The organism is Ensifer sp. B1-9 (assembly GCF_050474445.1).
GTDB lineage: Bacteria > Pseudomonadota > Alphaproteobacteria > Rhizobiales > Rhizobiaceae > Ensifer.
The window spans coordinates 19408-33271 of record NZ_JBCHVG010000017.1 but is presented as its reverse complement, the minus strand read 5'-3'; the positions used below and the strand labels follow the sequence as shown (position 1 = coordinate 33271).

At 61.6% G+C, this 13864-nt stretch carries 13 protein-coding genes; 11 read left to right on the top strand and 2 right to left on the bottom strand.

Features of this window, described 5'->3' with window-relative positions:
* Positions 1-385 precede the first annotated feature (385 nt).
* From ACQ5BM_RS28200 to ACQ5BM_RS28175, 6 genes are read left to right on the top strand one after another with little or no spacing between them, the layout of a single operon-like run.
* Positions 386-1408, top strand: a complete 1023-nt coding sequence (locus ACQ5BM_RS28200; protein ID WP_429818428.1) for a LacI family DNA-binding transcriptional regulator — start codon at positions 386-388, stop codon at positions 1406-1408.
* 34 nt (positions 1409-1442) lie between these two features.
* Positions 1443-2399, top strand: coding sequence for an ABC transporter substrate-binding protein (locus tag ACQ5BM_RS28195; RefSeq protein WP_429818426.1), 957 nt, complete (start codon positions 1443-1445; stop codon positions 2397-2399).
* Positions 2399-3202 (top strand): ATP-binding cassette domain-containing protein, encoded by an 804-nt coding sequence (locus ACQ5BM_RS28190; protein WP_429818681.1) that lies wholly within the window; start codon positions 2399-2401, stop codon positions 3200-3202. The genes ACQ5BM_RS28195 and ACQ5BM_RS28190 overlap by 1 nt, the downstream gene beginning before the upstream one ends.
* Entirely contained in the window at positions 3199-4200 is a 1002-nt protein-coding gene (locus ACQ5BM_RS28185; RefSeq protein WP_429818424.1) for an ABC transporter permease, read from the top strand. The genes ACQ5BM_RS28190 and ACQ5BM_RS28185 overlap by 4 nt, the downstream gene beginning before the upstream one ends.
* A 5-nt stretch (positions 4201-4205) precedes the next feature.
* Positions 4206-5273, top strand: a complete 1068-nt coding sequence (locus tag ACQ5BM_RS28180) for a phosphotriesterase family protein (protein WP_429818422.1) — start codon at positions 4206-4208, stop codon at positions 5271-5273.
* Positions 5274-5313: 40 nt separating this feature from the next.
* The gene (locus ACQ5BM_RS28175) at positions 5314-6081 is read left to right on the top strand and encodes a glutamine amidotransferase (protein WP_429818420.1); all 768 of its coding nucleotides are present in this window, start codon (positions 5314-5316) and stop codon (positions 6079-6081) included.
* A gap of 29 nt (positions 6082-6110) precedes the next feature.
* Here the strand turns inward: ACQ5BM_RS28175 and ACQ5BM_RS28170 are convergent, their stop codons facing one another.
* The gene (locus ACQ5BM_RS28170) at positions 6111-7010 is read right to left on the bottom strand and encodes a ribokinase (protein WP_429818418.1); all 900 of its coding nucleotides are present in this window, start codon (positions 7008-7010) and stop codon (positions 6111-6113) included.
* Positions 7011-7035: 25 nt separating this feature from the next.
* Between ACQ5BM_RS28170 and ACQ5BM_RS28165 the strand changes: the two genes are divergently transcribed.
* From ACQ5BM_RS28165 to ACQ5BM_RS28145, 5 genes are all read left to right on the top strand, one after another.
* Positions 7036-7878, top strand: a complete 843-nt coding sequence (locus ACQ5BM_RS28165) for a BtpA/SgcQ family protein (protein ID WP_429818416.1) — start codon at positions 7036-7038, stop codon at positions 7876-7878.
* Between the two features lie 2 nt (positions 7879-7880).
* Complete coding sequence (locus tag ACQ5BM_RS28160) at positions 7881-8528, top strand: TenA family protein (protein ID WP_429818414.1); 648 nt, start codon at positions 7881-7883, stop codon at positions 8526-8528.
* Between the two features lie 24 nt (positions 8529-8552).
* Entirely contained in the window at positions 8553-9803 is a 1251-nt protein-coding gene (locus tag ACQ5BM_RS28155) for a Zn-dependent hydrolase (RefSeq protein WP_429818412.1), read from the top strand.
* A 302-nt stretch (positions 9804-10105) separates the two neighbouring features.
* Positions 10106-10354, top strand: a complete 249-nt coding sequence (locus ACQ5BM_RS28150) for a hypothetical protein (RefSeq protein WP_429818410.1) — start codon at positions 10106-10108, stop codon at positions 10352-10354.
* Between the two features lie 436 nt (positions 10355-10790).
* Complete coding sequence (locus tag ACQ5BM_RS28145; RefSeq protein WP_429818408.1) at positions 10791-11012, top strand: acyl carrier protein; 222 nt, start codon at positions 10791-10793, stop codon at positions 11010-11012.
* On the opposite strand, the gene ACQ5BM_RS28140 is transcribed toward ACQ5BM_RS28145, so the two are convergent.
* Positions 11006-13687 carry a cation-translocating P-type ATPase gene (locus ACQ5BM_RS28140; protein ID WP_429818405.1) on the bottom strand — a complete coding sequence of 894 codons (2682 nt, stop codon included), beginning with the start codon at positions 13685-13687 and terminating at the stop codon, positions 11006-11008. The two genes, ACQ5BM_RS28145 and ACQ5BM_RS28140, sit on opposite strands and share 7 nt — an antisense overlap.
* Positions 13688-13864 lie beyond the last annotated feature (177 nt).

The following is a 13864-nucleotide window of genomic DNA, read 5'->3' as shown; positions in this document are numbered from 1 at the left end:
CTGTCGGCCCCAATTGAGGGGTAGCACTGGGCAAGTATCCACTCCTAACGTTTCCTGGGCGTTCAGACTAAGGGCACCAACTCCGTACTCTCACACGACTGAGACGACGGAAGCCGCTATGCCGCCCAGTCCCGACATCTCCGATCCCTCGCCTTGAAGGCGAACTGTCGACCCCGCGAACATTCTCGACCGATCTAATCGTTCGGCCGAGTCTGCTTTCATAACAGGCAGGCCCGCTCGCATCCTTTGTCTGGGCGTTCACAACGACGCCGTGCCAGGGCATATCTCGCCGGAGCAGAGAAATTATCTTGACAGAACACGAAAGCCGAAATCTTATTGTAAAGCGGTTTAGTAAATCGATTTACAACGGCAGGATGGAGCCAAGGTGACCACACGACGCGTGACAAGTCTGAAGGATGTAGCCCGGGCTGCCGGTGTTTCCGTTACGACGGTCTCGCGCCTTCTGAACGGATCGCTCGACCTGCCGCACGAGACGAAGAAGCGGATCTCCGACGCGATCCGCGAACTCAATTACCAGCCCAACCCGCACGCCCGCCGGCTTAGCCGCGGCCGCTCCGACACGATCGGCCTCGTCGTTCCGGATATCGCCAACCCGTTCTTTGCGACGCTCGTGGCAGCGGTCGAAGAAGCGGCCGATAGCCGGGCACTTGCCGTCTCCCTCTACGCGACGCTGAACCGGGCCGGACGCGAGATTGCCTATCTCCAGCTGATCGAACGCAATCACGTCGACGGCCTGATCTTCGTCACCAACCACCCGGACGACGGACAGTTGGCCACGCTAATCAACCGGACCGGCAAAGTGGTGATCGCCGACGAAGACGTGCCGGGCGCCCGCGCCCCGAAGCTGTTCTGCGATAATGAGCTCGGCGGCTATCTGGCGGGCCGGCATCTCGCAGAGTTCGGACACAGGCACGTGCTGTTCGTCGGGGGCCCTGAGGAAATGATCAGCTCGCGTCGGCGCCTCAACGGGCTTGAGCGTGGCCTGCGGGAAGCTTCCAGCGATAGTTCCCGGGTTTCCAAATATGCCGGGGACTATACGGTTGGTTTCGGCCGGCAGGCGGCGAAGCGCTTCATCGAGGAAAATCGCCCCGCGACCGCGATCTTCGCGAGCTCGGACGAAATCGCCATCGGCATGATTGAGGTCTTCCGCGACCAGGGGGTTTCGGTCCCCGACGATGTCTCGGTGATCGGCTTCGACGACGTCGGTCCGCTCCACCTTTTTGGCCCGCCCATGACCGCCATTCGTCAGCCGGTCCGCACCATCGGTGCGCGCGCCCTATCCCTGCTTCTCGAAACAAACTGGCAGGACAAGCAGGCTCCCGTCGAGGAGCTCCTGCCAGTCGAAATCGTCGTGCGGAAATCCGTTGCTCCGCCTGCGAAACGATAAATCACGCAATGGAGAACCAACAGAGGATGAGAACATGAACTGGACTTTGAAACGCAGGACTTTAGTTGCCACGCTTGGGTTCACGGCATTGACGACCCTCGGCGCGGCCCTCTCGCCGGCCCTTGCCGCCGAAAAGACCTTTGCACTCGTGCAGATCAACCAGCAGGCGCTTTTCTTCAACCAGATGAACGAGGGTGCGCAGAAGGCGGCCGATGCTGCCGGCGCAAAGCTCGTCATCTTCAATGCCAATAACGATCCGGCCGCACAGAACAGCGCGGTCGAGACCTATATCCAGCAGAAGGTCGATGGCATCGCAGTCGTCGCCATCGACGTCAACGGCATTATGCCGGCCGTCAACCAGGCCGCCGAAGCCGGTATCCCCGTCGTCGCCATCGACGCGATCCTTCCGGAAGGCCCGCAAAAGGCGCAGATTGGTGTCGACAACGCCAAGGCGGGCGCCGACATGGGCAAGTACTTCCTCGACTACATCAAGGCCAATGCCGATGGCAAAGCCAAGATTGGCGTCGTCGGCGCGCTCAATTCCTTCATCCAGAACGTTCGTCAGGAAGGGTTTGAAAAGACCATCAAGGATGTCGACGGCATAAGCTCGGCCGGCGTTGTCGATGGGCAGAACGTGCAGGACAACGCGCTTGCAGCCGCCGAGAACCTGATTACCGGCAATCCCGATCTGACCGCGATCTACGCGACCGGCGAGCCGGCCCTGATGGGCGCCATTGCCGCCGTCGAAAGCCAGAGCAAGCAGGATAGCGTCAAGGTCTTCGGCTGGGATCTGACCGCCCAGGCGATCGCGGGAATTGACGCCGGCTACGTCACCGCCGTGATCCAGCAGGATCCCTCCGCCATGGGTGCTGCCGCCATCGACGCCCTGAAGAAGGTCTCCGAAGGCGGCAGCGTCGAAAAAACCATCGCCGTGCCGGTAACGATCGTCACCAAGGACAATGTCGAGCCATATCGGGCGATTTTCAAATGATGACGATTGAAAGACAGCATCCTCCCGCTGTCGCTGGTGTCGGGGGGGCTTTGCCCTCCCGCACCGGTGTCAGTCCCCGCGTGTCCCTCAAGGGGATCGTCAAGACGTTCGGGTCGCACCAGGCGCTGCGTGGCGTTGACCTCGACATCTATCCCGGTGAATGCCTTGGCCTCGTCGGTGACAACGCCGCCGGAAAATCGACGCTGACGAAGGTCATCTCGGGAACCTACATCCCTGATGGTGGGACCATTACGCTCGAAGGCGAAGAGGTTCGGTTCTCCGGGCCTGCGGACGCGCGCAACCGCAATATCGAAATGGTTTTTCAGGACCTGAGCCTTTGCGACCACATCGATGTCGTCGGCAATCTCTTCCTCGGCCGGGAAATCAGCAAAGGGCCATTCCTCGATACGAAGACCATGCTCGCCGAAGCCCGCAAGATGCTCGACGCGCTGGAGATCCGTATTCCGAGACTGACCGGCAAGGTCGCCCAGCTCTCCGGCGGCCAGCGTCAGGCGATCGCCATTGCCCGCGCTGCGTCGTTCAATCCTAAAGTCCTGATCATGGACGAGCCTACGTCGGCGCTTGCCGTGGCCGAGGTCGAAGCCGTGCTCGCGCTCATCAACCGCGTCAAGGCCAAGGGGGTATCGGTGATCCTGATCACCCATCGCCTGCAGGACCTCTTCCGTGTCTGTGACCGCATTGCGGTCATGTACGAGGGCACCAAGGTCGCCGAGCGCGAAATCGGCAAGACCAACCTGGAAGACCTCGTCAAGCTGATCGTCGGGGAAGGAGCCAAACAATGACGGCCTATACCGAACGCGCAAAAGGCTCGCCGGCGGCAGACTTCCTCTCGGAAAACGCCCAGGTCCTGTCGATCGCCTTCTTCTTCCTGGCCTGCGTCGTCTTCTTCGCCGCAACGACCGACACCTTCATGACGCTCGGCAACATCCTGAACGTCATCCGCCAAGCGGCGCCGATCCTTATCGTCGCAGTTGCCATGACGCTCGTCATCATCACCGGCGGCATCGACCTCTCGGTTGGCTCCCAGGTGGCGCTGGTCAATGCGGTTGCGGCCATTGTGCTGGCGATGGGCTATCCCTGGCCCCTCGTCGTAATCGCCATGCTCTTCTTCGGCGCCTTCCTTGGCTTGGTGCAAGGCTGGTTCACGGCCTATCAGGGCATCCCGGCCTTCATTGTCACACTTGCCGGCCTGTCGATCCTGCGCGGGCTCGCGCTCTATCTGACACAGGGCTACTCGATCCCGATCAAGGACGCACCGGGCTTCTTCATGCTTGGCCGCGGCGAGTTGCTCGGCATTCCCGTACCTGCTCTGATCGCGGTTGCCGTCGCGGTTGCCGGCTATGTGGTCATATCCTCGACCAGATACGGCCGCCAGGTCGTCGCTGTCGGCTCCAATATGGAAGCCGCCCGTCGCGTCGGCATGCCGGCAAAATGGGTGATCGCCTCGGTCTATATGATCGCCGGCGTTGCCTGTGCACTTGCCGGCCTTTTGATAGCAGCACGCCTCGGTTCCGGTTCGTCGAATGCGGCGGTCGGCTTCGAACTGCAGGTCATCGCTGCCGTGGTACTGGGCGGAACGTCACTGATGGGCGGCCGCGGCACGATCCTTGGCACCGTGCTCGGCACGATGACGATCGCCGTCATCGGCAACGGCCTGATCCTGATGCATATCTCGCCGTTCTTCACGCAGATCGTCACGGGCGCGATCATCCTCGTCGCCATCTGGCTCAACACCCGGATCTTCACCGCCAACTTTCGCTTCGGCGGCAAGAAGAGATAACCGCGATGAGCAAGGAACTGTCAGAAGCGCATGTGCGCTCCGGCAAGGTGATGACCGTCACCGGGGCGATTGACGCGGGCGAGCTCGGCGTCACCCTGATGCACGAGCATATCCTCAACGATTGCCGCTGCTGGTGGCATGCGCCCAAAAGCAAGGAGCGTCAGCACCTCGCCGAAGGCTTCGTCTGCATGGAAATCCTCGGCGAACTGCGCCAGGACCCCTTCGTCAACAAGCACAACATCGCGCTGGATGACGAACCGCTGGCGATCACCGAGTTGAAGGCCTTCGCCGCCGAAGGAGGGCACACGGTCGTCGAGCCCACCTGCAACGGGATCGGTCGAAATCCGCTCGCACTCAGGCGGATTTCCAAAGCGACCGGCCTCAATATCGTGATGGGCGCGGGATACTACCTTGCCTCCTCGCACCCAGCCGAGGTCGCCGGCATGAGCGCCGACCAGATCGCCGACGCTATCGTTCGCGAAGCAATCGAAGGCGTCGACGCCACAGATGTGAAAATCGGGCTGATCGGCGAGATCGGCGTCTCCTCCGATTTCACGTCAGCGGAGGAAAAGTCGCTGCGCGGGGCGGCCCGAGCGCAAGTTCGGATCGGTTTGCCGCTGATGGTGCATCTGCCGGGCTGGTTCCGGCTCGGCCATCGCGTGCTCGACGTTGTCGCCGAGGAAGGCGCTGATCTCCGCCATACCGTGCTCTGCCACATGAACCCGTCGCACGACGATTTCGCCTACCAAAGCGAACTCGCGGCACGCGGGGCATTCATCGAGTACGACATGATCGGCATGGACTTCTTCTATGCCGATCAACAGGTGCAATGCCCAAGCGATGAAGAGGCGGCGCGGGCGATTGCAAGGTTGGTGCAAGCCGGTCACATCGACCGCATCCTGCTTTCGCACGACGTGTTCCTGAAGATGATGCTCAGCCACTACGGCGGCAACGGCTACGCCTATGTGCTGCGCCACTTTCTGCCGCGCCTCAAACGACACGGACTGGACGACCACGCGCTCGACCTGATGATGCGGGGCAATCCCCGCTCGGTGTTTCAAACCGGGGCCTGACATCCGGCTCCAAACGCAATTCAAGACCTACGGATAGACCATGACCAAGAAAGTACTTCTCGTCGGCGAAAGCTGGGTAAGTTCCGCCACCCACTACAAGGGTTTCGACCAGTTCGGCAGCGTCACCTTCCATCTCGGCGCAGAACCGCTCGTCAAGGTGCTGAAGGACAGCGAGTTCGAGCTGACCTACATGACCGCGCATGACGCCGTGGAGCAGTTCCCCTTTGAGATGGCCGGCCTCGACGCGTATGATGTGATCATTCTTTCGGATATCGGCGCCAACTCACTGTTGCTGCCGCCGGCAGTCTGGCTGCACTCGCGGACCGTTCCGAACCGCCTCAAGCTGATCAAGGCGTGGGTGGAAAAAGGCGGCGCGCTGCTGATGGTCGGCGGCTATTTCTCCTTCCAGGGCATTGACGGCAAGGCGCGCTGGCGCCGCACCGCCGTCGAAGACACGCTTCCGGTCACATGCCTTCCCTATGATGACCGCGTCGAAATTCCTGAGGGTGCGGTCGCTGACGTCGTCAAGCCGGACCACCCGACGATGGCCGGCCTTTCCGGCAACTGGCCGCTTCTTCTCGGTGTCAACGAAGTCGAGGTGCGTCCGGGAGCCGAAGTTATCGCCCGCCTTCCAGCAGACCAGGGCGGTCACCCGCTGCTCGTCCTCGGTGGCTTTGGCAAGGGCCGCACCGCCGCCTGGACGTCCGATATCGGGCCGCATTGGCTGTCACCGGCATTCTGCGAATGGGAAGGCTACGGCCGTCTGTGGAAGAACATCCTTGGCTGGATGACCGAGACGGCGCGCTAAGAAGCCGACGTTGCGCGCTGGGCAAAAACTCAGCGCGCGGCGAGGATCGCTCTGAGCTGCTCGATCGACGGAAACGCCGAGCGGGTGCCGGGACGACTGACGGTGATGGCGGCGGCCCGTGTCGCATGTTCGATTGCCGTGCAATCGAGACGGTTGCCGCGAAGCGCCGCCGATGCAAGCGCCACTGCCATGAACGTGTCGCCGGCGCCCGTGGTGTCGACGACATCGCATGCGACGGCCGCAATCCGGACACTGCTCTCGGCAGTGACGAGCATGGCTCCGTCGCCGCCGAAAGTCAGAACGACTTCGCGAACGCCGGCCGCAAGTAGCTTGCGGGCAGCCTCTTCACCGCTGGTCCCAGTCAATGCCTGTGCCTCGCCCTGGTTGAGGAAGGCGATGTCGATCAAGGGCCACAGGGTGCTGAAGAAAGGACGCAGGGGAGACGGATTGAAAGCGGTGATCATTCGGCGGGCGCGCGCAGCTTCAAGGACGCCGCGCGTCGTTTCGTCCGAGAGGTTTCCTTGGAGCACCGCAAGGTCCCCGGGAGCGGCGTCGGCCAGAGGCGCGATGGCGTCGGCAAGCGCGAGGTTCTGGGCGGAGTCGGTGGTGGTGATGTTGACGTTTTCGCCATCCGGCGTGGTCAGCACGATCGAGAAGTCGGTGGACTTGCCGGGTACCGGCACAAGCTGACTCACCACCGGTTCGCTCGCCAGATGCTGGCGGATCATGTCGGCGCGAAAGCCGTCGCCAAAGGCAGCTACGAGACTTGTCGGGAGGCCCGTGCGGGCCATGACGACAGCCTGGTTCGCGCCCTTGCCCCCGAGGTCGCGCGAGCGCTGTCTGCCATGGATAGAGGCGCCCGCGGCAGGCATTTCCGACACGGCGATGGTCTCGTCCACCGTCACATTACCGATTACGTAAGCGTGCATGAACATACCTTCGAAAGGGAGAGAAATGCAGGAAATTTCTGACAAGTCCTCAAGCGCCATAAGGGAAATATTCGGGACTGACAAGGTTCTGATCGGCATGATCCATTGCCCCGCCTTCCCAGGCGCACCGCGCTATCGTGGCGCCGATATGTCGACCATCTACGATGCCTGCATGCGCGACGCAGAGGCGCTGGTCGAGGGTGGCCTTCATGGCCTGATGATCGAAAACCACGGCGACGTACCGTTCTCCAAACCGGAAGATATCGGCCATGAAACGGCAGCCTTCATGTCCGTCGTCACCGACCGGATCGCGCGGGCCACCGGTGTGCCGCTCGGCATCAACGTCCTTGCCAATGCGCCGATCCCGGCCTTTGCGATCGCCATGGCCGGCGGCGCCAGGTTCATCCGCGTGAACCAGTGGGCCAATGCCTATGTCGCCAATGAAGGCTTCATGGAGGGCCGTGCGGCAGAAGCAATGCGATATCGTTCGCTGCTGCGCGCCGAGCACATCAAGGTCTTTGCCGACAGCCACGTGAAGCATGGGGCTCACGCGATCGTCGCCGACCGCTCGATCCAGGAACTGACCCGCGACCTTGCCTTCTTCGATGCCGACGGCGTGATCGCCACCGGTCAGCGCACCGGCAACACGGCAACCATCGAGGAAATCGAGGAGATCGGTTCGGCGACGCACCTGCCGCTGCTCGTCGGCTCGGGCGTGACCAAGGACAACATCGTTGAAATCCTCAAGCGCACCAACGGCGTCATCGTCGCCTCGTCGCTGAAGCAGGGCGGGGTATGGTGGAACCCGGTCGATATCGAGCGCGTCAAAGCCTTCCGCGCCGCTGCAGCGCCCGCGCTGGAGGCGTGACGATGCCGACCGAAACACTGTCGGAACAGATGCTGCGGGAAAACGCTGCTGTCTTCGAAGCGATGGTGAACCATCGCTTCGTCGAGGACATCGTGATGGGGCGCCTGTCCCCGCGAGTTTTCGAACGCTATCTCGTCTATGAGGGCGCCTTCGTCGAAACCGCAATCTCGATCTTCGCCTTTACGGCGGCGAAGGCAGAGACGATCGAACAGAAGCGCTGGCTGATCGCCGTTCTGGATGCGCTCGCCAACCAGCAGATTGCCTATTTCGAACGGGTTTTTGCCGAGCGCAGCATCGATCCCGGCGCCTACGATCTCGATGTTGCCGAGGTCGAGGCTTTCCGAACGGGCATGCTGCATATCGCCCACAACGGCGGCTTCCTCGATACCGTCGCCGCCATGTTCGCCGCGGAATGGATGTACTGGACCTGGTCGAAAAGGGCTGCGCAAGCAAACATTGCCGATCCGCATCTGAAAGAATGGGTCGAAATGCATGCCCATGACGACTTCGCGGCGCAGGCGAAGTGGCTGAAACAAGAGCTCGACGCCGCCGGCGAAACGCTCGACGCTTCCGAGCGCAAGCGTCTGAGCATCATTTTCGGGCAAGCACAGCAACTGGAAATCGCCTTTCATGATGCAGCCTATGGCTGATCAAGGCGACGTGTGGGAACGACCATGACCCCTCGCATCAATATTGACGGCAAGCGCCTGCTGCAGCGTCTCGATGATTTCGCAAAGATCGGAGCGACGCCGGCCGGCGGAGTCAACCGGCAGGCGTTATCGGCTGAAGATCAGGCCTCGCGCCGACTGCTGGCGGAACTCGCACTTGCTCGCGGTTTTCGGATCTTTCAGGATCCGATGGCAAACCTGTTCATTCGGCGGGAGGGTCGTTTTCCTCAAAGGGCGCCGTTTATGATCGGCAGCCACCTCGACAGCCAGCCGACCGGCGGGCGCTTCGATGGCGCGCTGGGCACGCTCGCCGCCTTCGAGGTCATGGAAAGCCTCGAGGATGCCGGGATCACGACCGATCTGCCACTTGAAGTCGTCGCCTGGACCAACGAGGAGGGTAGCCGGTTTGCCCCGGGCACAATGGGGTCCATGGCCTTTGCCGCGGGCGCGATCCCTGAAGCGTGGTCTGATCTTCGTGGTCGCGACGGCATACTATTCCTCGAGGAACTGAAAGCGACGCTCGAAGCCTTGCCAGCGGCCGAAATGCGCCCCCTCGGTTTCCCGATCTCCGGCTATATCGAGCTTCATATCGAGCAGGGTCCGTCGCTCGAACAGGAAAACACCCCGATCGGCATCGTCTACGGCATCCAGGGTACGCGGTGGTTGGAGGTGACGATCAGGGGCCAGGCAGCGCATGCCGGCACGACGGCACTCGAGTTCCGTCGCGATCCCATGGCGGCCGCCATAGCCGCGCTCGAACCGCTCTACAGCAACATGGTGCCGCGCGCTCCGGGCGTCCGTTTCACTGTCGGCCGGTTTGCGGTCGAGCCGGGTTCGGTGAATGCCATCCCGGGCTTGGTGACGTTCACCATAGACCTCAGGCATCCGGAAACTACGGTCATCGACGCGTTGGAAAACCAGATCCGGCGCGCCTGCGATAACGCTGCCGCAGCCGCCGGCTGCCGGAGCGAATTGACGCAGATCTTCGACATGCCACCGGCTGTCTTTTCGGAAGACCTGCTGGCCTACCTCGATCGCGCCGCCGCGTCACTCGGATTGAAGACCAAGCGCATGCTTTCCGGCGCCTTCCACGATGCCTTGTTCGTCAGTCGTGTTGCGCCGGCGGCCATGATCTTCGTGCCTTGCCGCGATGGGCTTAGCCACAACGAGGCCGAATATGTCGAGCCTGAGCACTCCGTAACAGGTGCGCGCATGCTACTTGCAGCTACCATGGAAGCAATTGTCCTAAGCGCCTGACGGTCGGGCGAGATCAGTGACTCGAGTGATGGTAAGGCAACCGAGCCGCGCCCCCATTCGCGCAACCCTTTCTGACCGAGAGACTGGCAACTTATCTGGGGTGCGCACGAACTGTTAGGGCCGGCTGGGCCATCTTGGTTGCCTCGATGAAGGAGGCGACGATGGCAGTGGAATGGACGATCACGATCGAGGGAAAGAATGCGTTCGGCGATATTTGCCGAAAAGAGGTCCGCATCGACAAGTGGTGAGAGCGGCTGTTTGATGGTGACCTCGGCCTGTCGATCGAGGACGGCAAGAAGATTATGGAAGCGCTGCAGAACGCCGTCGTGAATCATGAGGCCGAGACCTATTCCCTTTATCGTCGGGTCTGCCCGCACTGCCATACGTTCCGGACAGTCAAGGATTACACGGCGCGCCGCATCAGAACCGTCTTTGGCACCGTGAGGGTTCGCAATCCTCGCTGGATGCTGTGCAGCGATTGCTATCCAGGCATAACAAGTGCCTTCGCGCCGCTGAAGGAAATCTGCCCGATCGGGCGACAGCTGAGCTGATGGAGCTGACGGCACAGCTGGGAAGCGTTATGTCCCACAGGCAGGCAGCGAATGTACTCACCAAGTTTCTGACTGTTGAGCCAACCGAGACGCACGCGACCGTGCGCAAGCGTACCATCAGGGTCGGCGACCGGATCGACGACCAGCTCTCGCGACAAGGAAGATGGAGGAACGGCATCAACTCGAAACGCCGCTTCCTGGTGACCGACGCAAAGAGTTCGTCATCAGCATCGACACGGCCCATCTCCATAGCGCCGAGCCCAATTCAGCGCGAAGCTTCGAGCTTGTTGTCGCCCGATGCGGTCGCGGTGGTAGGGGCGATGCCGGCGGCCGCTATTTCGCCACCGCCAGCACCGAGCTGAAGGCATCCGGGACCGGCGCCATGCCGCCCAGTTCCTAAACCGTCTTTGCGAACTCGTCGCACATCCGGAGGCCTGTGACAGATGTCGAACTTCCCGATCTCGTGGCAAGGTCCTATGCAGTTGCTCCGGAGCGCGAAGGCGAGCCTATCGATCCGAAAAAGTCGTCTCGCGCACAATTCAGGATCGACTCGATCGACTTTTTGAACTTCGTCATCGGCCTCCACCAGGCGACAGGCGTGGAGATCCTTGAGCGAGACTATCCGAACCTGCGCGGGCCCGAACGGTGCGTCTACTGACCTCTGGCGAAATAAACCCTTACAATCCATTTACGCATCTCCTCGCCAGCCAACATGGCCGCCGCAAACGGTCCAGCGGACAGCCATGCCTGCCATCCCAAAGGTGCGGTGCCGAAGAGGACATTGCCCGGCTGCGTGTAAACGACGGCGAGGATCATCGCGAACTCAAAGGCGATCCCGACGAAGATCAGTGGATTTGCCAAGCGTGCTCGAGAAAATAGCGAAGTTCGTTCGTCCCGACAGAGGAACACGTTAACGACTTGTAGAAGGACGATGGCTACCAGGCATGCTGTTGTGGCCTGGAGATAAAGGTGCGCGTCAGCCGTCAACCGCTCGCCAAACGACCACCCGCCTTGCAAGAGAACAAAGGAAAATGCCGCCATTCCGGCTGCGGCCTCGAACAGACCAAGGAACCCGTAGGCACGCAGAAGCAAACGGTGGTCCAACAAAAGTTCCGCACGAGAGCGCGGCGGCCTTTGCATGACGTCAGCACACGGCTTTTCCGCTCCCAGCGCGAGCGCGGGCACCAAATCGGTGCCCAGATCTACAGCCAGGATCTGAATGACGGTCAGCGGCAGCGGGATGCCAAAGAGAACGAAAGCGAGATAAGGGACAAATTCGGCGATGTTCGAGGTGAGCACATAGGTTAGAAATTTGCGGACATTGTCGAAGACCGCACGGCCCTCCTCGATGGCATCGACAATGCTGACGAAGTTGTCGTCGACGAGGATCATGTCGGCCGCTTCGCGCGCGACATCGCTTCCGGTCCGGCCCATGGCAATGCCAATGTCCGCCTCTTTGAGTGCCGGCGCGTCGTTCACGCCGTCGCCGGTCACCGCCGTAACATGCCCCTTGGCTCTCAAAGCGCGAACGATACGCAGTTTTTGATCGGCAGCGAGGCGTGCAAAGATTGGACACGGCGCATCGAGAGCGGTCCACAGTTGAGATTCGGACAAATGGAGCAAACGCTCGCCCGTAACGACCTGCGGGATCTCCTCTTCGCCGACTAGCCCGATCTGACGGCCAATGGCGATGGTGGTATCGGGATGATCGCCTGTCGCGGTGACAATCTTGATGCCTGCCTGCAGAGCGCTCCGCACGGCTTCGGCGACGCCCTTGCGCGGGGGGTCTTCGAAAGCGACCAGCCCGAGAAAGACGAGGCTCGCCTCATTCGTCGGCAAGGGCGCTTCGGCCGGCAGACGCCGGTAGGCAAGGGCGAGCAGACGCAAGCCCCGTTTTGCCAAGGCTTCCTCCGCCTCCTTAAGGCGCTGGCGCAAGTTCCGCGTCAAAGGCGCTACCCGTCCATTGGCCTCCAGGTGCGTGCAGAGGGGGAGCACCGTTTCGGGAGCGCCCTTCGTGTACATAAACGTCCCATCAGCCATCTCGTGGAGGGTCGACATGCGCTTCCGGTCGGCATCGAAGGGAATCTCACTGACGAGCGAAATGCCGGCCGAAGCAGATCCCGTTCGTTCCGCCATCTCGACGAGAGCCACTTCCATGGGATCGCCCAGCCACCCACCGTCCGTTGCCCACTGGACTGTCTGGCATCGTCGTGAAACTTCGCAGAGCAGGCGGTCCGCCGTGTACTGCTCCGGCTGGAGATCCGCCGGGTGGGCAGCCGCTAATGTTCGCGACAGGAAGAGTTCCCTGACGGCCATACGGTTTTCAGTCAGTGTTCCTGTCTTGTCGGTGCAGATGACCGTGACCGCCCCAAGTGTCTCAGTGGCTGGGAGATGGCGAACAAGTACCTTTCGGCGTGCCATCCGTCGGGCTCCCATCGCCAATGTCAGCGTGATGGTGGGCAGGAGCCCCTCAGGAACGTTCGCCACAATCGTGCCGATGCCGAACATCGATGCCTGCCAGACCGATAGCCCTGCCTCAAATCCGATACCAAAGAAGGCCAAGCCGAGCCCGAACGCAAGCACGGCGATCACACGGCTCACGGAATCGACTTCCTCCAGTAGCGGCGAACGGTCCTCTGTCCCGCCCTGTGCCAGTCGCGCGATCTTACCGAACTCGGTGTGCGAGCCGGTGGCAAAGACGACGGCGACGCCATCTCCGGCAAGGACGGACGTGCCGGCAAGCAGGGCGTTGGTGCTGCGCAGGACGTCCGATGCATCGGAGGGAGCGGCAGAACGGCCGAGCGGCATCGCTTCGCCGGTCAAGGTGGCATTGCTGATGCGCAGTGCAAACGCCTCGATCAGGCGGCAATCTGCCGGCACCCGATCACCCTGTCCAACCACGATGACATCCCCAGGCACCAATTCCTCGGCGGGCACGGTGGCGACACCTTCCCCGCGCATCACCTTGACCTGCGCCGGCAGCAGCTTCGCCAACTCCGACAGTGTCCGTTCGGCTCGAAACTCTTGCCAGAAGGCAAAGAGCCCGTTCACGAGGATAACGCCGACAATCGCATAGCCCAGCGTCGCCATACCGAGGCCTGGCTCGATCAGGTGCGCGACAAAAGCGATCGCCGCGGCAAACCACAGCAAAAGCGCGAACAGATGCGTGAGGGTTTCGAGCGCACGTTTATGAAGAGGCTTGCCGCGGACCCTTTCGACCGCGTTGGGTCCATACTCGGCCAAGCGTCTCGCGGCCTCCTTCGAAGATAGCCCGGCTCGGCTGGTCCCAAGGCTTGCAAGGACCTCGTCGGCGGTTGCGCGATACACGTTCATTGGCGAAGTCCCGGAACGACCCGAAGGGCGTTACAGAGGGGCTGAGGTGCCGGTTTCGAGCCTCCCGGCTCCCACCAATTGATATGCTTCTCGAAAAGAGGCCATGCATGCGGGCACTCACGATGCCATCGTGCCGTATCGCGAAGCTCCAGGTAGCCCCCATACATCACTACGCTC